General features: G+C 68.1%; 16 protein-coding genes. 9 read left to right on the plus strand and 7 right to left on the minus strand.

What is annotated here, in order from left to right:
* Window positions 1-2: 2 nt before the first annotated feature.
* The 8 genes from ACFPOU_RS12225 to pncB all read left to right on the plus strand — a co-directional run bounded on the left by ACFPOU_RS12225 (window position 3) and on the right by pncB (window position 7728).
* Window positions 3-467: a hypothetical protein gene (locus ACFPOU_RS12225; protein ID WP_379721388.1), complete on the plus strand. Its 465-nt coding sequence runs from the start codon at window positions 3-5 to the stop codon at window positions 465-467.
* Window positions 464-1111 (plus strand): hypothetical protein, encoded by a 648-nt coding sequence (locus ACFPOU_RS12230; protein ID WP_379721391.1) that lies wholly within the window; start codon window positions 464-466, stop codon window positions 1109-1111. Before ACFPOU_RS12225 ends, ACFPOU_RS12230 begins: the two co-directional genes overlap by 4 nt.
* Entirely contained in the window at window positions 1108-1548 is a 441-nt protein-coding gene (locus ACFPOU_RS12235) for a DUF3305 domain-containing protein (RefSeq protein ID WP_379721394.1), read from the plus strand. Before ACFPOU_RS12230 ends, ACFPOU_RS12235 begins: the two co-directional genes overlap by 4 nt.
* Window positions 1549-1556: 8 nt before the next feature.
* A complete protein-coding gene (locus ACFPOU_RS12240) occupies window positions 1557-2321 on the plus strand; it encodes a DUF3306 domain-containing protein (RefSeq protein ID WP_379721397.1) in 765 nt (254 codons plus the stop codon).
* A 64-nt stretch (window positions 2322-2385) separates the two neighbouring features.
* Entirely contained in the window at window positions 2386-4047 is a 1662-nt protein-coding gene (locus ACFPOU_RS12245) for a 4Fe-4S dicluster domain-containing protein (RefSeq protein ID WP_379721400.1), read from the plus strand.
* Between the two features lie 166 nt (window positions 4048-4213).
* Window positions 4214-5890, plus strand: coding sequence for an AMP-binding protein (locus ACFPOU_RS12250; RefSeq protein WP_379721403.1), 1677 nt, complete (start codon window positions 4214-4216; stop codon window positions 5888-5890).
* 151 nt (window positions 5891-6041) lie between these two features.
* Window positions 6042-6530, plus strand: coding sequence for an SET domain-containing protein (locus ACFPOU_RS12255; protein ID WP_379721406.1), 489 nt, complete (start codon window positions 6042-6044; stop codon window positions 6528-6530).
* Window positions 6531-6537: 7 nt separating this feature from the next.
* Window positions 6538-7728 (plus strand): nicotinate phosphoribosyltransferase, encoded by a 1191-nt coding sequence (pncB, locus tag ACFPOU_RS12260; RefSeq protein ID WP_379721409.1) that lies wholly within the window; start codon window positions 6538-6540, stop codon window positions 7726-7728.
* Here the strand turns inward: pncB and ACFPOU_RS12265 are convergent.
* The 3 genes from ACFPOU_RS12265 to ACFPOU_RS12275 form a co-directional block, all read right to left on the minus strand.
* Window positions 7725-8864, minus strand: a complete 1140-nt coding sequence (locus ACFPOU_RS12265; RefSeq protein WP_379721412.1) for a DNA topoisomerase IB — start codon at window positions 8862-8864, stop codon at window positions 7725-7727. The two genes, pncB and ACFPOU_RS12265, sit on opposite strands and share 4 nt — an antisense overlap.
* An 89-nt stretch (window positions 8865-8953) precedes the next feature.
* Window positions 8954-10582, minus strand: a complete 1629-nt coding sequence (locus ACFPOU_RS12270; RefSeq protein WP_379721415.1) for a Na+/H+ antiporter — start codon at window positions 10580-10582, stop codon at window positions 8954-8956.
* Window positions 10583-10673: 91 nt separating this feature from the next.
* A complete protein-coding gene (locus ACFPOU_RS12275) occupies window positions 10674-12908 on the minus strand; it encodes an ATP-binding protein (RefSeq protein WP_379721418.1) in 2235 nt (744 codons plus the stop codon).
* A 392-nt stretch (window positions 12909-13300) separates the two neighbouring features.
* On the opposite strand from ACFPOU_RS12275, the gene ACFPOU_RS12280 reads away from it, so the two are divergent.
* The gene (locus tag ACFPOU_RS12280; RefSeq protein ID WP_379721421.1) at window positions 13301-13630 is read left to right on the plus strand and encodes a hypothetical protein; all 330 of its coding nucleotides are present in this window, start codon (window positions 13301-13303) and stop codon (window positions 13628-13630) included.
* A 73-nt stretch (window positions 13631-13703) separates the two neighbouring features.
* On the opposite strand, the gene ACFPOU_RS12285 is transcribed toward ACFPOU_RS12280, so the two are convergent.
* From ACFPOU_RS12285 to ACFPOU_RS12300, 4 genes are all read right to left on the minus strand, one after another.
* Entirely contained in the window at window positions 13704-15935 is a 2232-nt protein-coding gene (locus tag ACFPOU_RS12285; protein WP_379721424.1) for a xanthine dehydrogenase family protein molybdopterin-binding subunit, read from the minus strand.
* Window positions 15932-16411 carry a (2Fe-2S)-binding protein gene (locus ACFPOU_RS12290; protein ID WP_379721427.1) on the minus strand — a complete coding sequence of 160 codons (480 nt, stop codon included), beginning with the start codon at window positions 16409-16411 and terminating at the stop codon, window positions 15932-15934. The genes ACFPOU_RS12285 and ACFPOU_RS12290 overlap by 4 nt, the downstream gene beginning before the upstream one ends.
* Window positions 16412-16600: 189 nt before the next feature.
* The gene (locus tag ACFPOU_RS12295; RefSeq protein WP_379721879.1) at window positions 16601-17941 is read right to left on the minus strand and encodes an erythromycin esterase family protein; all 1341 of its coding nucleotides are present in this window, start codon (window positions 17939-17941) and stop codon (window positions 16601-16603) included.
* A gap of 161 nt (window positions 17942-18102) precedes the next feature.
* Window positions 18103-19356: an SRPBCC family protein gene (locus ACFPOU_RS12300; protein ID WP_379721430.1), complete on the minus strand. Its 1254-nt coding sequence runs from the start codon at window positions 19354-19356 to the stop codon at window positions 18103-18105.
* Window positions 19357-19372 lie beyond the last annotated feature (16 nt).

A 19372-nucleotide genomic window follows, 5' to 3' on the forward strand; every position in this document is an offset into this window, starting at 1 on the left:
CGATGAAAGCATCCACACTCGCACTTGGCGTCATTGCCGCCTGTATCGGACTGGCCGGCTGCGACCGCGGCCAGTCCGATCCGAAAGACGGCGTGATCCAGACCAAATTTCCGGGACAGGTCACGGCCGGCGGCATGACCGGCGGCCAGATCATGGCGCGCAGCAGCAAGCCGGAAACGAACGCGGCCTATTCCGGCGGCACGCCGGGCCTGGCCGGCGGCTCCGGCGGGAACACCGCCGGCGCCGCCATGGGCGGCACGGTCGCCGAGACTGGCCAGGGACCGTCGACAGGCGTGACGGCGCCGGCCAGCGGCGCCCAGCCGGGCAACAAGCCGCCGGCAGACTACGGCACCAAGCCGGCCGACGCGCCGCAAGCCGGCGTGACCCCGGTCGGCGCCGGTGTCGCAACCCACCAGGGCAAGGAGCCGGCAGCCGCGCCCGGTACGCTGACGGGAGATAAGAAATGACGCCTACCCAATTCTTCAGGCACGCAGTCCTCGCCGCCGCCTGCGCCGGCAGCAGCCTGGCCTGGGCCGCGCTCCCCGCGGCCACGCCGGCCCAGCAACAGGCGGCCGCCGCCAAGAAGGCGGCCGCCGATGCGCAGGCGGCCAAGGCCAAGGAACAACTGGCGGCATCGATGGATGCGCTCAGCACGCGCTGGCGTTCCCAGGCCGGTACCAAGGGCTGGACCGTCCATCCGCCGGTGACGATCGCCGCCGCGCCCGGCGCGGCCGGCGTGCCGGCGCCGGGCGCCGCCGCCACCCAGGCGCCGCCGGGCACGCCCTTGAGCGGCGCCGTCCCGGCCGCGGTCCAGGTCACGGGCGTGGCCATCACCGGTACGCCGATGCCGGGCGTCGCGCCGAGCACGACGGGCGTATCGGCCAATACCCTGACCGGCACGCCGGCCGGGAATGCGGCCGCCTCGCCGGGCGGCGGCGCCGCGCCGCGCAGCCCGCAGGCGCTGCAATCGGCCAATGTCCCGATCAAGAGCGAAAAGCTGGGCACCGCCTCGCCGAGCGCCGACGTCAAGAAGACGCCGACCGGCTCCATGCCCGCCGGTGCCTCGCCGTCGGTCGATCGCGGCAACGCGAAAGAGGTCAAGCAGCCATGAAAATGGCAAGCATGCCGATCGCGGTGATCATGCAGCGCCGCACGCTGCAGCATCGCTGGGCCGACGAGGCCTGGTCCGCCGTCGGCGTCGTGCCCGATCGTGGCAACCTGCCGCGCCTGCAAGTTCTGGGCGAAAGCCCGGAACGCGACTATTATCTCGTTTCCGGCCTCGAACTCGAGCTCTACACGGACGAGAACGAAGGCTATTACGAAAACGTGCTGGCGCCCGAATCGAAGGTGTTCGTGCTCTGGCGCATGGAAGACGGCCGCGCCATCCCGGCGCGCGCCTCGGTCAGCTATGTCGAGGGGACGCGCATGTTCGATTCGGGCGAATCGGCAGACGGCGTGACCATGCCGGCCGAGATCTATACCTGGGTAGCCGACTACCTGCGCCAGCACTACACGCCCAAGCCGCGCCGCGGCCGCCAGCACGGCTAGGAAAAGCGATGCCCGAAGAAGGATTCCTGCGCCGCTGGGCGCGCGTGAAGTCAAGCGGCGCCGAGGCCGTGGCCGAAGCGCCGCCCGCCGCGGCGCCGCCCGCACCCGTGACCGGTTCCGTTCCCGTGCCCGCGCCGGCGCCGCAGGGCGCCGGGCAGGGCGCGCCGGTTGCGCCGCCCACCCTGGCCGAAGCGGCGCAGCTCACGCCCGCCTCCGATTTTTCCAATTTCGTCGGCCTGGGCGTCGACAAGGACGTGCGGCGCCTGGCGCTGAAGAAGCTGTTTGCCGATCCCCACTTCAACGTGATGGACCGGCTCGACATGTACATGGACGACTACAACAAGCCCGACCCGGTCTCGGCCGCCATGCTTGCCGGGCTGGAGCATGCGCGCGGCGTGCTGCGCCGTCCGGAAGAAGTCCAGGCCGAACTGGCGCGCCTGGCCGCGCTCGATCCGCCCGAACACGCCGCCGGCGTGGTCAGGCCCGTGCCGGCCACGCTGCCGGCGGACGACGTGGCCGCGCCTGGCGCCGCCGCCGAAGCGGCCGGTGGGCAAGAAGACGTCCTGGACGCGCAGGAAGCGGACGGCGTCGCCGGGACCGATCCCGGCGCCGGCACGCCGCCGGGCGCGGGGCCGGCCATCGCGCCACCCGAACCTGCCGCCGACGTTATAATGCCTGTTTCCGTGCCCGTGCCGGCTGCCGTCGACGCCGGCGAAGAGGCCGTTACGCCGACGACCGTCGCGCGCACGCACAGTGGTGAAGCCCGCCCCTGAGCGTCCCGCCCCCGGGCCGGTGTCGACCCGTATCCATCCCAAGCGCTTCATTCCAAGGTAAAGCATGAACATCCGATTTCTGGAAGGGCAGGCCGGCGATCCGTTGCAGGAACGCCGCAACGCCCTTGCCAAGACCGCCGCCATCCTCGCGGCCGATGCCGTCGTTCCCTTCGAGCAGGGCGTGGCCGTGAGCTACCGCTCGGCCGGCCGTACCCTCGTCGTCGGCAGTTCGCTCCAGGCCCTGGCCTGGGCCGACCACCTGTCGCAAGGCTTGCCGGTAACGCTGCTGCTGCTCGACAACGTCGATGTCGGCGAGCGCAGCTATCCCGTATTCGTCGCGCGCACGGTCGCCGTCGCCGGCTGGCTCGGCGCCTTCGAAGCGCGCTGGCAGGCGCCCGGCCAGGCGGTCGAGCAGGGCAAGTTCGACCTCGTGCTCGATCTGTGCCCGAGCCCCCTGATCACCACCCACCAGAACCCGCACGGCTATTACGCCCCGGGCATGGACGAGTCGGCGCGGCGCGCCGCCGCCGCCGAGATGATGGAAATGATCGGCGACTTTGAAAAGCCGAAATATTTCGCCTACAAGGAACGCCTGTGCGCCCATAGCCGCAACCAGCTCAAGGGCTGCACGGCCTGCATCGACATCTGCTCGGCCAAGGCCATCGTCAGCGACGGCGACCGCGTCAAGGTCAATCCCTACCTGTGCGCCGGTTGCGGCGCCTGCAGCACGGTCTGCCCCTCGGGCGCGATGAACTACGCCTACCCGTCGGCCAGCCATACCGGCAGCCGCATCAAGGCGGCGCTGCGCGCCTATGCCGAAGCCGGCGGCCAGGAACCGGTGCTGCTGCTGCATGGCGCGGCCGGAGCGCCGCTGCTCGAGGCCGCGGCTGCCGAGGTGCCGGGCCGCGTGATCCCGCTGGCCCTGCACCACACCGCCTCGACCGGGATCGAAGTCTGGCTGGCGGCGCTGTGCTACGGCGCGGCCGGCATCACGGTCTTGATGACCCAGGACGAAGCGCCGCAGTATGCCGCGGCGCTGGAGACGCAGATGCGCGTCGCCCAGACCGTGCTCGACGGGCTCGACTACGCCGGGCCGCATTTCCAGCTGCTGCGCGTCGCGAACGCGCATGAACTGGCCGTCGCCCTCGCGCAGGCGCCGCGCGGCGAGTGCCCGGCGCAGGCGGCCACCTTCAACCTGGCCGAGGACAAGCGCAACACGCTCGACTACGTGCTCGAGCACCTGTTCCGTCATGCGCGCGTGCAGCCCGACGCGGTGCCGCTGCCAGTGGGCGCGCCGTTCGGGGCGATCGCGGTCAACAAGCAGACATGCAGCCTGTGCATGGCCTGCGTCGGCGTTTGCCCGACTTCGGCGGTGATGGACACGCCGAACGCGCCCCAGCTGCGCTTCGTCGAACAGAATTGCGTGCAATGCGGCCTGTGCGCCAATACTTGCCCGGAAAACGCCATCACCCTGGTGCCGCGCATGGCCTTCGGCGACACGCGCAAGCAAACCGTGGTATTGAACGAATCGCAACCCTTCCACTGCATCCGCTGCAGCAAGCCCTTCGGGACGCTGCACATGATCGAGAACATGCTGGCGCGCCTGTCGCAGCACAGCGCCTTTGCCGGCAATCTCGAACGCCTCAAGATGTGCGGCGACTGCCGCGTGATCGACATGATGCAGCCCGAGGGCGAGCTGTCGGTGCCGCTGCGCCGACCGCGCTGATATCGCCTGCGCCGGCCGTCCCAAGGGGGGGCGGCCGGACGCGCACGCAGGGCTGCCGCGCGCCGCCAAGCCGTGGCACAATGTGCTTAAACAGACAACAAAAAGCACAAGCGGGTTGTTGCCGGAGCACGGCCACGGCCCTTTGCCACAGCGCACAGGAGACACCATGACCCCTTACCAGCGTTTCGTCCAGGCACGCGACTTCCTGCAACAGCAGCGCCTCGATTACGACACCGCCTACCGCGGCTACCAGGCCCCGAAGCTCGACACCTTCAACTGGGCGCTCGACTTCTTCGACCAGGAAGCGAAGGACAACCACGCGCCCGCCCTGTGGGTGGTCGATGAGGACGGCCGCGAGCAAAAGATCTCGTTCGCCGACATGGCGGCGCGCTCGCACCAGGTCGCGCAATACCTGCAGCAGTGCGGGGTCGAACGCGGCGACCGCGTACTGCTGATGCTGCCGAACCGGGTCGAACTCTGGGAAGTGATGCTTGCCGGGATCAAGCTCGGCGCCGTGCTGGTGCCCACGACCATGCTGGTCTCCACCGCCGACCTGCAAGACCGCATGGAGCGCGGCCGGGTGAGCCATGTGATCGTGCAGGTGTCGGACGCGCACAAGTTCGAAGGCGTTACCGGCAATTTCACCCGCATCGCCGTCGGCGGCAAGCTCGAAGGCTGGCACGACTTCGACGATTGCCGGCGCGTGCTGAGCGTCTTCACGCCGAAAGGCGAGACCCGCGCGGCCGATCCCTTACTGCTCTACTTCACCTCCGGCACGACGGCCCAGCCGAAACTGGTGCTGCACAGCCACCAGAGCTATCCGGTCGGACACCTGTCGACGATGTACTGGATCGGCCTGCAAAAGGGCGACGTCCACTGGAACATCAGTTCGCCGGGCTGGGCCAAGCACGCCTGGAGCTGCTTCTTCGCGCCCTGGAATGCCGGCGCGACCGTGTTCGTCCATAACTACGAACGCTTCAACGCGAAAGCCGCCCTGGACACCGTGCAGCGCTGCGGCGTGACCTCGCTGTGCGCGCCGCCCACCGTCTGGCGCATGCTGATCAAGGAAGACTTGCGCCAATGGCAGCCGCCGCTGCGTGAGCTGGTCGGGGCGGGCGAGCCGCTCAACCCGGAAGTGATCGACCAGGTCGAGCGCGCCTGGGGCATCCGCATCCGCGACGGTTTCGGCCAGTCCGAGACCACCGCCCAGATCGGCAACCCGCCGGGCCAGCTGGTCAAGCCGGGCTCGATGGGGCGGCCGCTGCCGGGCTACGGCATCGCGCTGCTCGACAGCGACGACCAGCCGGCGCAGGAGGGCGAGATCGCGGTCAGGCTCGACCCGGCGCCGACCGGCCTGATGCTGGGCTACGAGGGCGACGAGGAAAAAACGGCGGACGCGATGCGCGCCGGTTTCTACCACACCGGCGACACGGCCCGGGTCGACGGGGACGGCTATTACTTCTATGTCGGCCGCAACGACGACCTCTTCAAGTCGTCCGACTACCGTATCAGCCCCTTCGAGCTGGAAAGCGTGCTGATCGAGCACGAGATGGTGCTCGAGGCGGCCATCGTGCCGAGTCCGGACCCGCTGCGCCTGTCGGTGCCGAAAGCGTTCATCACGCTGCGCCAGGGTGCCGCGCCGAGCCGCGAGCTGGCGCGCGAGCTGTTCGCCTTCGCCGGTGAACGGCTGGCGCCGTACAAGCGGATTCGCCTGATCGAATTTCGCGAGCTGCCGAAAACCATCTCCGGGAAGATTCGCCGGGTTGAACTGCGCAAGCAGGAAGCGATGCGCGATACGGTGCCGGCGACGGGTGTCGAGTTCCGCGAAGAGGATCTCGGATAAGCTAAGCTAAGCAGGAGCGCGATCGGCCGGGAAAGACGATGGCGGCCGTGGCCCGTGCGGCGCGGCAAGGCGAGTGCGGCACGCGCGAGAAAAACCTATCATAATGGTAACGAGCTGCGCACCCCGCGTCATTCGCCAACCTGAAACGTTCATGCCCACCAAACCCTCCGCCAAGGCCGATCCGGCCTTCGAAGTCAAGCAGTCCCCTGTCCACGGCAACGGCGTCTTCGCCCGCCGCTTCATCGACGCCGGCGAGCGCATCATCGAATACCGCGGCGAGCGCATCAGCTGGGACGATGCGACCGAGCGCGCCGAAGCACGCGGCGGCCCGATCAACCACACCTTCTACTTCAGCCTGCACGACGGCCGCGTCATCGACGGCGGCAAGCGCGGCAACGAGGCGCGCTGGATCAACCACGCCTGTTCGCCCAATTGCGAAGCCTTCGAGGAAGACGGCCGCGTCTACATCCACGCGATCCACCCGATCGAGCCGGGGCAGGAGCTGAACTACAACTACGCGCTGATCTACGACGAGCGCCACACGCCGGCGCTGAAGCAGCTGTTCGCCTGCCGCTGCGGTACGCCCGGCTGCACCGGCACCATGCTGGCCCCGAAAAAACGTCCGAAGAAAAAAGCGTGATCATGCCATGAAGCCCATCGTCCGCAGCCTGCTGGAAACCGACCTGTACAAATTCACGATGTGGCAGGCGCTGCTGCACCGGCATCCGAACGCGCATGGCGAGTACGAATTCTTGTGCCGTAACCAGCCGGACTATCCCCTGGCCGCGCTGAAGGAAGAGGTCGAGCGCGAACTCGACCTGCTGTGCGCAATGCTGTTTACCGACGAAGAGATCGCCTACCTGCGCGGCCTGCGCTTCATCAAGAGCGACTTCGCCGACTTCCTCACCGTGTTCCGCTTCCAGCGCAAGTTCATCACCGTCGAGGCCGACGGGCCGCACCTGCGCATCCGCGCCTGCGGCCCGGTCGTGCACGTGATGGGCTTCGAGATCTATGTGCTCTACATCGTCAACGAACTGTATTTCCGCCGCTTCGACCAGGCGGCCGCGCTCGGGGAAGCGCGCACGCGCCTGGCCGAGAAGATCGAACAGTTGCGCGCGTTCGACCGCGAACCCAAGCGCGCCAATCCCTTCGAATTCTTCGACTTCGGCGTGCGCCGCCGTTTTTCAGGCGAGTGGCAGGACGAAGTCGTCTCGACGCTGGCGCGCGAGCTGCCGCAATTCTTCAAGGGCACCTCGAACGTGCACCTGGCGCGCAAGTACAAGCTGGTGCCGATCGGGACCATGGCCCACGAATACCTGCAGGCCTTCCAGTCCTTTCCGGTGCGCCTGCGCGATTTCCAGAAGGCGGCGCTGGAAGACTGGGTGCAGGAATACCGGGGCGACCTGGGTACCGCGCTGACCGACGTGGTCGGGATGGATGCCTTCCTGGCCGATTTCGACCTGTATTTCGCCAAGCTCTTCGACGGCTTGCGCCACGATTCGGGCGACCCGGTCGAGTGGGGCGAAAAGGCCATGGCGCATTACGCCAGGCTGCGCATCGATGCGCGCACCAAGCGTCTCGTATTTTCCGACGCGCTGACCGTGCCGAAAGCGCTGGCCCTGTACCGCCACTTCGCCGACCGCACCATGACCGGCTTCGGCATCGGCACCCAGCTCACCAACGACACGCCCTACAAGGCGCTCAACATCGTCATGAAGCTGGTGCGCTGCAATGGCCAGCCGGTGGCCAAGCTGTCGGATTCGCCGGGCAAGTCGATGTGTACCGACGAGACCTTCCTGGCTTACCTGCGCCAGGTGTTCAATCATCCGGAAGCCTAGACGGCAGGCCGGGCCGTCCCCTTGCGGCCCTTGCCGGCGGCGGCCTCGGCTTCTTTCGCCAGCCGCTGCTGCAGCATCGCGAGCACGGCCGCTTCCTCGGGCTGGAGCGCGTGCAGGTCTTCGATCAGCTCCTGTTCGGTGCGTTCGCGCATGGCCTCGATGACCGCGCCTTCCATGTAGGCGTCGAGCACGGCCGGGTGGACGTAGCACTTGCGGCAGACCGAGGGCGTATTGCCGAGCTTTTGCGCGACCGCCTCGATGGCGCGCACGACATTCTTCTTGGCCTGCGTTTCGGAATCGAACTTCTCGAATTCCTGCAGCGCCAGCGCCGCCAGCACAGTGCCCGACCAGGTGCGGAAATCCTTGGCCGTGTAGTCTTCGCCGGTGATCGCGCGCAGGTAGTCGTTCACGTCGGACGAGTCGATGCTGTGCGTCTCGCCGTCCTCGCCGACATACTGGAACAGTTCCTGGCCGGGCAGGTCGCGCGTGCGGCGGATGATGCGCGCCAGGCGCCGGTCCTGCACATGGATCTTGTGGAATACGCCGCTTTTGCCCCGGAACCTGAACTCGACGTCGCTGCCGTCGACTTTCACGTGGCGGTTGCGCAGCGTCGTCAGGCCGAAGGATTTGTTGGTGCGCGCGTATTCCTCGTTCCCGACCCGCATCATGGTCGCCTCCAGCAGGTAGACGATCGTGGCCAGCATCTTCTCGCGCGGCAGGCCGGGCAGTGCCAAGGCCTTGCCGACCTCGCGCCGGATCTCCGGCAGCGCCTTGCCGAAGTTGATCATGCGCTCGTACTTCACCTCGTCGCGCACGGTGCGCCACTTCGCGTGGTAGCGGTACTGCTTGCGCCCGCGCGCGTCGCGCCCGGTGGCCTGCAGGTGGCCGTTGGCCTGGGGGCAGATCCAGACATCCGTCCATGCCGGCGGAATGACAAGGGCCTTGATGCGCTTCAGGGTCGCCTCGTCCTCGATCTTGTCGCCCTTGGCGGAGTAGTAGGCAAACCCGTCGCCGGCCGGTTCGCGCCGGATGCCGGGCCTGTCGCCGGTGACATAGCGCAGGCCGGCCGCCCTCGCGGCGGTGGGTGGATCGCTGAGCGGTGCCGGGTCTTCCGGCGGGCGGTCGTCAAGGGTCATGGCGGCAGTCGAATGGAGAAGGCTGACGCGATCTTACGCTTCCCGGGTAAGCGTACCGTGCGGGAGTTAACGCTCGGGCGGCCCCGCGCCTAGCGGTAGCGGGCTTCCACCAGGTCGATCTCGTGCAGCAGTTTGCGCGCCGTTTCATCCGACAGCGTGGATGCATGGACCATTGCCAGGATCGCCGTGCGCTCGGCCTGCAGCGCGGCCAGCCGGTACTCGCGCTCGGCCTGCTCGGCCACGCGCAGGCGCGCAGGGTCGTACAGGCCGCCGCCGCCGAGTCGGTGTTCGTAGATGCCGCGCACGTGGTCGGCGGCGCTGGCGTGGACGTCGACGTCGTGTTCCTGGCCGAGACGGCCGTGCGCCGCCTTTTCGATGGCGGCGATGGCGGCCAGTGCGGCGTCGTGGCGCGCGCCGTCCTCCTCGGCTTCCTCGCTCGATTCTTCCGGCACTTCCAGGCCACGCAGCACGCGCGGCAGGCCGATGCTGGCCACCACCAGGGAAACGATGATGACGGCGCTGGCGTAGAAGATCGCGAGATCGCGTCCGGGGAAGGGCGCGCCGCCCGGCAAGGCCAGCGGCAGCGTCAGCACGCCGGCCATCGTGATCGCGCCGCGCACGCCGGCGAGCGAAGTGGCGACGACGAGCCGGAAGTTCGGCGTGTACACGTGCCGGCCGTGGCGGCGCGCTTTCAGGATGGTCAGGCGCAGCGAGACCCAGACCCACACCAGGCGCAGCAGGATCAGGGCCAGGCTGATCGCGAGCGCCGTGCCGGCCAGGGTCCACGGCGTCATGCGCACGTCGATCCTGGCGTCGTTCAGCGCGCGTTCGACGATTCCGGGCAACTGCTCGCCCAGCAGCACGAACATCACGCCGTTGAGCGCGAATTGCACCGTGTCCCAGACCACGGCGCGGCGCACGCGGGTGGTCGCCAGCGCGCGGCCCGTCAACTCGACATAGCTCATCGTGACGCCCGCCGCGACCGCGGCCAGGATGCCCGACGCGTTCATGTGTTCGGCCGCGAGGTAGGCGCCGAACGGGATCAGGAGATTGACGAGGATCGGCGAGCCGGGCTCCTCGCCCAAACGCTGGCCGGCCACGCGCTGGATGAAGGCGACCGAGGCGGTGATGGCCACTCCGCAGGCGATGCCGCCCAGCGCCAGCCACAGGAACGTCAACGCGGCGTCGGCGAGCGAGAAGACGCCGGTCATCGCGGCGGCCACGGCGAAGCGGAAGCAGACCAGCCCGGTGGCGTCGTTCAGGAGCGACTCGCCTTCGAGGATGTGCATCAGGCGGCGCGGAATCGGCACGCGCGCGGCGATCGAGGAGACCGCCACCGGATCGGTCGGCGCGACGATCGCGGCCAGCGCAAAGGCGACCGGCAGCGGCATGGTCGGCACCAGCCAGTGAATGAGGAAGCCGGCCCCGAGCACCGTGAAGACGACCAGGCCGAGCGCGAGTTCGAGGATGATGCCCTTGTCGCGGAACAGGCCGACCTTGGGGATGCGCCAGCCGTCGAGAAAGAGCAGCGGCGGCAGGAACAGCAGGAAGAAGATCTCGGGATCGAGCGTGACGCCGTGGCCGAACACGCCGGCGATCGTCGCGCCGAGCGCGATCTGCACCAGCGGCAGCGGCACCGCGCACGGCAGCATGCGCACCAGGTAACCGCTGCCGATCACCGCCAGCAGCATGGCAAGTACGACGCCTACCGTTTCCATTCCCGCTCCCTCATGTCGATCCGGCATGATACGGGAATGCCGCGCGGCGCGTCGGATGGCGGCGTCGCGGCCGCTGGCGCTTGTCCGCGCACTAGCGCGGATGCTTCTCCGCCGCCGCACCCGCCAGCAGATCCGACAGCTCCACCGTATTGACCGGCTTGACCATGTAATGGTCGAAGCCGGCCGCCTTGGCGGCGTCGCGGTCCTGCTGGCGCCCGTAGCCGGTCATCGCGATCAGGGTGGCGCCGGTCGCTTGCGGCAGGCGGCGCAGGCGGCGCGCCAGTTCGTTGCCGTCGAAGTCGGGCAGGCCGATGTCGAGCAGGCAGACGTCGGGATGGAAGACGCGCGCCAGGTCGACCGCGTCGGCCGCGCAGTAGGCGATTTCGACCTGGTGCCCGCCGGCGGCGAGGAACAGCTGCAGCGTGTGGGCGGCGTCGAGGTTGTCGTCCACCAGCAATACCTTCAGGGGTTTGACAGGCTGCGCCTGGCCGGCGCTCCGGACCGCCGGCACCAGCACTTCCTGGGTATGGCGCGGCAGGCGCACGGTGAAGGTGCTTCCCTGGCCGAGGCCGCCGCTCGCTGCGCGCACCGTGCCGCCGTGCAGCTCGACCAGGCTCTTCGCCAGCGCCAGTCCCAGCCCCAGGCCGCCCTGCGAACGGTCCGGGGTGCGCTCGGCCTGGGTGAACAGGTCGAACACGCGGGTCACCAGTTGCGGCTCCATGCCGATGCCGTCGTCGCTCACGGTGAGCACGTATTCCGGGCCGTCCTCGGCCAGGGCGAGCGCGATGCGTCCGCCCTCGGGCGTGTATTTGTTGGCGTTGTTGAGCAGGTTGGCCACCACCTGGACCAGGCGCTTGTGGTCGCCCTTGACGGTGGCCGCATTCGGCGGCATGTCGAGTACCACGCTATGGCGGCGCGTGGCGATCAGGGGCCGGATCTGTTCGGCCGCGTCGTCGATCACCTTGCGCAGGTCGAGCACCTGGGTCGAGATCGAAACCAGGCCGCGCGTGACGCGCGAGACGTCGAGCAGGTCGTCCACCAGGCCGGTCATGTGCTCGACCTGGCGCGCGATGATGGCGCAGGTCTGGGTGATCTGCGCGTTGTCGGAGTGGAGCAGCTTGAGCAGGTGCGCGCCGGTGCTGATCGGCGCCAGCGGGTTGCGCAGTTCGTGCGCCAGCATCGCCAGGAATTCGTCCTTGCGCTGGTCGGCCGCGCGCAATTCGCGTTCGGCCAGGCCGCGCGCCGCCTCCTTCTTCTGCAACGTGGCAGCCATTTCGTCGAGGGCTTCGGCCAGCTGGCCGATCTCCTCGCGCTCGTAGCCGATGCCCGAGCGCGCATCGAGGTCGCCAGCGGCGATGCGGCGCGCGGTGTCCTTGAGCTTGCGCACGCGCTGCACGATCAGCACATCGCCGGCCAGCCAGGACGCCAGCAGGGCCAGCATCGTGGTCGCGGCCAGGCCGATCAGGGACATGAGCTGGGCGCGGCGCGCGCCCGCCGTGACCGTCTCGACGGGGATGCCGATCGTGACCGTGTAATCGGACAGCGAAGGCGTGCCCACGCGCGCGAAGGTATGCAGGCGCTCGATGTCGCCCTCGTCGCGCAGCACGACCGCACGCCTGCCGGCGCCCCGCATCGCCTCGCGCATCGCGGTCGAGACCTTGATGCCGAACCAGCGTTCGGGATCGGGACGGCGCGAAATGATCGTGCCGTTGGCGTCGGTCGTCACCATCACCGAGCCGGGCGGCAGGTTGATGTCGGCGACGAAGGTGTCCAGGTCCGCCAGGTCCATCGCCGCGAACACGACGGCGACGACCTTGCCGCCGCGGTCCATCACCGGATAAGTGAGGTTGATGGTGTGGCGGCGGATGACGCGGCCGAACACGTAGTCGCCGGCGATGAAGCGGCGCTCGAGGATGGCGCGCTTGAAGTGGGCGCGGTCGCTCAGGTTGACCGGATGGAGCATCGGCACCGCGCTGCAGGTGACGTCGCCGTTGAGCTGGATCAGGCCGAAATTGACATAGCCTTCGTTGCGGTCCAGGACGTCCGCCAGCAGCGCATTGCAACGCGGCGTTTCGCCCAGCAGGTCGGGCACGCTGGCCAGGTCGACCAGGATCTGGCGCGCGCGTTCGACCGATTGCGCCTCGTTGGCGGCGGCCATGTTGGTCAGGCGCCGCAGGTTTTCCTCGGATTCTTCGATGGCCTGTTCGCGCTCGCGGATGCCGCCCAGGATCGTCATGATGGCCAGCGGCAGGATCGCCAGCGCGACCAGCAGCATCAGGCGGCTGCGCAGGCTGCTCAGCCTGAAAAATGGCGTGCCCGCTTTCATCGCTGCGCCGCGGCGGGTGGCGGGACCTGCGCGCTCGCGCCGGGGAAATGCAGGTTGTCCATGCCCCGCTTGCGCACGGCTTGCACACGGCCATGCATGGCTGTCGGGGCAACAGGGTAGGAGGCGGCGATCCGGCGTAAGTTATTCATCTTGTTCTATACCGTCGGTAAATCATTCGTACTGTGTCTCGGTAAGGCTGACGCAGGCCACGACATTTCCTGATTGTACTAAAAATTTGTCCGGCGCGAACGTTCGGGGCCGCGCAAGCGCTTGTTCCGTCGAGCGCGTGGTAAAAGGCTGCGGGCGGCGTGTCCGGGACGCGGGCGCGCGCGGGCGCGCCGCGGGGAAGCGGATTCTGGTACGGTGGTAATGACTGCAATAGTGGAGCCAACATGAACAAGCAAATCGTACGCGTGCTGCCCAATTTCGAGGCCGCCGAGGCGGCCCGCAAGGGCTTGCTGGCCGAGGGTTTCGACGGCAACGGCATCGATGTCAACGTGACCACCGACGAAGCCGGTCCCGCCGAGAGCAATTTTTACGTGGGCGATTCGCCCGAAGTCAAGGGCGGCACCGACTACGAGGATGTCTTCAAGCCCGCCGTGCGGGGAGACCTGTGCATGATGACGGTGACGGTGGCCGACGCAACCCAGCTCGAACGGGCGGTGGCCATCCTGGAACACAATGGCGGCGTCGATGTCGATCCCGCGCACCGGAGCGCCTGACAGGACGTCCATCGCAGAGCGCAGCCGCTGGAACCGTACCGCTACCGGGACGGCGCTCGCGGCAGGCGCGTACTCAAGCCCAGCGCAGGTCCGTCCTGCTGAGCGGTAGTTCGCGCACCCGTATTCCGGTGGCGGCAAAGATCGCGTTGCATACGGCCGGGGCCAGTGGTGGCAGCACCGGTTCGCCCAGTCCTGTGACGGGATAGTCCGTTTTCAGGAAGTGCACGTCGATTGCGGGCGGTGCCTCCGGCATGCGCAGCAGTTTGTAGTCGTGGAAATTGCTTTGCACAACGCGCCCGCCTTCGATGTTCAGTTCCGGATACATCAGCGTCGACAGGCCGTCGATGACCGAGCCCTGGACCTGGTTCTCGGCGCCGGACAGGTTGACGATCTGGGCGCCGATGTCGGTCACCACGACCACGCGGTCCACGCGCAATTGGCCCGATGTCGAGACCGTCACCTCGGCCACTTCGGCCACGTAGCCGCGGTGGCTGAAGTGGAAGGCCACACCGGCGCCCTGGCCGCGCGCGAACTTCTTCTTGCCCCAGCCCGATTTTTGCGCGACTTCCCGCAACACGTTACGCATGCGCGCGACGCTGTAGGGCTGGCCGCGCTCCCCCGTGCCCGGCACGATGTCCTTCTCGCCCAGCAACTCCAGTCGGAATTCGACCGGATCGCGTCCGCCGGCATGGGCCAGCTCGTCGATGAAGCTGTGGAAGACCCAGGAAAACACATTGCTGCCCGGCGCACGCCACGGTCCCATCGGGATGCGGCATTCGAGCGCCGTTTGTTCCAGCAAGCAGTTGGCCAGCCAGCGGCCAGGGAATTCGTCGCCCGACAGGCTGGCGCCGCTGCCCGGCTGCAGGATGCTCTTGCCGTCGCGCTCGACGCGGTTGGCAAAGGTGACGAAATGATCGTGCCAGCCGACCAACTTGCCATTGGCGTCGACGCCGCCGCGCAAATGGTGGAAGCCTCCGGCCCGGAAATGGTCGTGCTGCAAGTCGTCTTCGCGCGTCCAGGTCAGCTTCACGGGCGCGCCGACTTTGCGGGCGATCGCGGTGGCTTCGACGATGAAGTCGGACGACAGGCGCCGCCCGAAACCACCTCCGCTGCGGATGATATGCAGGACGATCTTCTCCTTCGGAATGCCGAAGGTCGTGCTGACCAGGGCCTGGCCGGCGCCGGGATTCTGGGTCGGCGCCCACAGTTCCAGCGTGCCCTCGTTCGGCTTGAACCAGGCGGTGCAGTTCTGCGGCTCCATGCTCGCGTGCGAGATGAAGGGGTAGGTATAACTCGCTTCCACGGTTTTCGCCGCGCCGGCCAGGGCCGCGCTTACATCGCCGTCCCGGCGCAGCACGGTCGTGCCCGGCTTGCCGGCCGCGGCTTTCGCCTGGGCCGAGAAATCGGCCCAGCTGTGACTGGCGCCGCTGCCCTCGTCCCATGTCACGTCGAGCTGGCGGCGCGCCTTGAAGGCGGACCAGGTCGAGGTCGCGACGATCGCGACGCCCGGACGCAACCCGTTGAGGTTCTCCGTGCCGTCGACGATGAAGGCATCCGTCACGCCCGGCAGCGCCTTGATCGCGTCGAGATTGGCGCTGACGGGTTTGCCGCCGAAGACCGGGCATTTGGCATACACGGCGTACAACATGCCGGGCAATTGCACGTCGATACCGAAGAGCGGCTTGCCGCTGACGATGGCGCCATTGTCCACGCCGCCCACGCGGGTGCCGAGCAGGGTATAGGTAGCCGGGTCCTTCAGCTGCACCTGGGCAGCTTCCGGCAGCGGCAACGCGGCCGCGGCCGGCACCAGGGCGCCATAGCCGAGCTTGCGGCCACTGGCGGCGTGGTGCACGGCGCCGCGGGCGGCGCGGCATTCGCCGGCGGGCACACCCCAGGCCTGGCTGGCTGCCTGCACCAACATGGTGCGCGCGGTCGCGCCCAGGCGGTGGAAGTCGTTGTAGTTGGCCGGGGTGGAGGTCGAGCCGCCCGCGCCCTGGCTGCCGTAGGCCGGGTCGAGGTCGCCCTGGACGATGCGCACGTCGCGCCAGTCGATTTCAAGCTCTTCCGCGAAAATCATCGGCAGCGAGGTCTTGATGCCCTGGCCGATTTCCGGCTGCTTCGACACCAGCGTGACGATGCCGTCGCGGCCGATGCGGATGAAGACGTTCGGCGTGAACGTGGGCGCGGTGTCGGCCGCGCCGTGCCGGGCGGCCAGTACGCCGCCCGGACCCATGCCGATGACGAGGGCGCCGGCGGCGGCTGTTTTCAGGAAGCGGCGGCGCGGCGGCGATGGCGGCGCGCTCATGCCTTGCCCTTTCCGCTGGCGGCGATCTCGGCGGCGCGGTGGATGCCGGCGCGGATCCGGACATAGGTCGCGCAGCGGCACAGGTTGCCGGCCATGGCGGCGTCGATCTGGGCATCGGTCGGCTTCGGATGCTGTTTCAGCAGGGCGCAGGCAGTCATGATCTGGCCCGACTGGCAATAGCCGCACTGAGGCACGTCGAGTTCCTGCCAGGCCAGCTGAACGGGGTGCCGGTGCGCCTTGTGCACCCCTTCGATCGTCGTGATCTTGGCCTTGCCGATGCTGGAGACGGGCAGCAGGCAGGAACGCGTCGGCGCGCCGTCGATGTGCACGGTACATGTGCCGCATTGGCCGGCGCCGCAGCCGTACTTGGTTCCAACCAGGCCGAGCGCGTCGCGCAGCGCCCACAGCAAGGGAGTGTCGGCATCCACATCGACCTGGTGCGGCTTGCCGTTGACGTTCAGCGTGGTTTTACTCATCGACTTTTCCTTGCCTGGGATGAAGCCGAGCATCGTATCAAAAGGCGGCAAGGAAAAGTGTGGCTAGAGGAAAGTTTATTGTTATGGAATTGTTGCTGCGAGGTGGCGTGAACTCAATCCTCTCCCGAAGGGCGGCGCAAGGCAGGACGGGCCGTGGATTGCCCGGCGCGGCCGCTTGCCCCATTGTCTTCAGATTCCTTCCGGATAGGTCTCCGGCGGCTCGCCCGAATGCCATCCACCGGTCGCATCCAGCGGCACCAGCGCTTCGGTGCGGTCGATGTGGATGAGGGCGTCGAACTGCTGCGCCAGCTGGGCGTGGAAGTAATGGCTCTGGCGTTCGGTGCGCGGCAGGTAGAGCACGCCGATGGCGCGCTCCAGGCGTTTGTCCAGCAGCAGGCGCCGCGCCGGGCCGTCGTCGCGCAGGTCGAGGTAGAAGCGCGGCAGGCCGACATGGTGCAGGAGTTCCTCGTAGCTGCCTGGCATGCCGGGGCGCACGCGCTTGCGCTCTGCGGGACCGTCCCATTCGGAGGCGGCCGTCACATGGCCGTCGTAGGTGGAAAAGCCGATCAGGCAGGTCTGGCCGGGATAGGCCTTGCGCGCCAGCTCGCCCACATTCCATTCGCCAAGCTGGCCCATGTTGGTCGCGCGTGCATCGCCGATATGGGAATTGTGTTCCCAGACCACGATCTTGGCCGGCTCGCCCTCGCGCGACAAATGCCGGGCCAGGGCGTCGAGCGTTTCGGCCATGTGGCTGTCGCGCAGGTTCCAGGACGAGACGCGGCCGCGGAACATGGTGCGGTAGTATTCCTCGGCATTCTTGACGAGTCGCGCATTCTGCTGGGCATAGAAATAGGCGTCTTCGGCGGAGGCGCCGTCGGGCCGCATGTAGTCGGCGGCGCGCTGCTGGAGTTCCTGGAGCTGGACCAGTACGCCTTGCTGGCATGATTCGGACATGCCGACGCCGGTGGCGTAGCCGTAGTGCTGGCTGTCTTCGCCGTAATGGTCGAAGCAGGCATAGCGGCGCCGCGCCTGCTCGGCAGCGGGCGGATCGACGCTTTCGAGATATTGCAGGACCTCGCGTACGGAAGTAAACAGGCTGTAGAGGTCGAGACCGTAGAAGCCGACCTTGGGGCCGGCCCGCAAGCCGGCGTTGTGGGCGCGCAGCCACTCGACGAAATTGAGGACGTCGGCATTGCGCCACATCCAGGCTGGAAATCGTTCGAAGCCGGACAGTGCTTCGTCGGCAGTGCCGTCGTGTCCTTCGCCGCGCACATGGCGGTTGACGCGGTAGGCGTCGGGCCAGTCGGCCTCGACCGCCACCGCGGTGAATCCCTTTTCGCGGATCAGGCGCTGGGTAATGCGCGCCCGCTCTGCGTAGAATTCGTGGGTGCCGTGGGTCGCTTCGCCGAGCAGCACGAAGCGGGCGTTGCCCACGAGGTTCATCAGGGCGTCGTAATCGCCTGGCCCGCCGGTGAGCGGGCGGGCAACGGCGGCCAGCACGGCCGCGCCGACGTCGATCGCGGCCGTCATCGCAGTGGAAACCGCCTCGGCAGGGAGTGAGTCGTTGCCGACACGCCTGGCAAGCGGCGGCATCGCTCGCCGCTGCATGGCTTGCCATGCAGCCTACACGCGCCTTGCTCCCGCTCGCCATGCATCGTCATGCAGGTCCTCCTTCCTGCGCAGGCCGTATCTTAATGCAGGAAACGGCTCCCCGATTTCTCGCGCCGAGCGGCATCGTGCGGAATCGCACCGCGCTCGACGTATTGCTTCATGCGCGACAGATCGTCGTCCATCTGGCCTTTCGGGTCGGACCCGAAGAGCGCCGCCAGGCCGTGGCCGAGGGCGCCGGCCGGCGGCGAATACGACAGCCGCACGGTAACCCGGGTGCCGCCGCGGTAGGGCTCGAATTCGACCGAGCCGGAATTCGGGATCTGCGCGCCCGGTTCGCTGCGCCAGGCCAGGCGCCGGTTCCTGGTCTGCTCGGTAAGGACGGAATCGAATTCGAACTGGGTGCCCGCGGGACCCTGCACGACCCAGTGCGAACGGCGCTTGCCGAGGTCGCGCACGTCGACCACGTGCGACATGAAGCGCGGGAAGTTTTCGTAGTTGGTCCACATGTCGTAGACCTCGCTCGGGGAAGCGTCGATGCGGATCGATTTCTCCAGCTCGATGCCGCGTCCGCCGCCGCTGCCGAGCAGGTTCGACAGCGCCGAGCCGCCGCCGCCGCTGCTGCGCGCCGCCAGCGCCAGGGCGGCCAGGCCGACGGCGGCGCCGACCGGCGAGCGGCGGAACAGCCCGATCAGGCCGAGCAGGCCGCTGCCGACCACGGCCGGGTTGCGCAGCAGGGCCGACAGATCGTCGCGGTTTTCGATATGCAGGGCGCGTCCGGCGCTGCCGGCGGCCTGGCTGGCGAAGCGTCCGAGGCGCGAAGCGGCGGCGCTGGCGCTGTCGGACACGGAATCGACCATGCGCGAGGCGCCGCCGCGTGCCTCGTCATAGGTGCCGCGAACCGAGCCGTTCGGCTTGGCCGCTTCATAGGCGCGGCTGGCGCGCGAACCGGCTTCGTCGGCGTACTTGTCGGCACGCGTGCCTGCCTTGTCCAGCATCCTGCCGGCCTCGTCGAGATACCTGCCGGCGCTGCTGCTGGCCTCGTCGATATACTTGCCGCCCGTCTTGCCGGCCTCTTCCAGCATCTCGCTGGCGGCCTCGCCGGCGTGGCGGGCAGCCGAGCCGATGCGCTCGCCAATGCCGTGCCAGGCATTGCCGAGCGCACTGCCGGTGCGCGAACCCGCGTTGCGGATCGCCGTGGTCGAGGTGGCGCGTCGTGCGCTGCCGCGGTCCGGATCGAGCAGGTACATCAGCAGGGCGCCGGCGGCGGCCCCGCCCAGCATCTTGGCCAGGTCTGCTGCTTCGATGCTGCTGTCGGTGGTAGTGGTATGTCGCATGTTTCGTCCTCTCTGT

The organism is Massilia jejuensis (assembly GCF_042656795.1).
GTDB classification, from domain to species: domain Bacteria; phylum Pseudomonadota; class Gammaproteobacteria; order Burkholderiales; family Burkholderiaceae_D; genus Telluria; species Telluria jejuensis.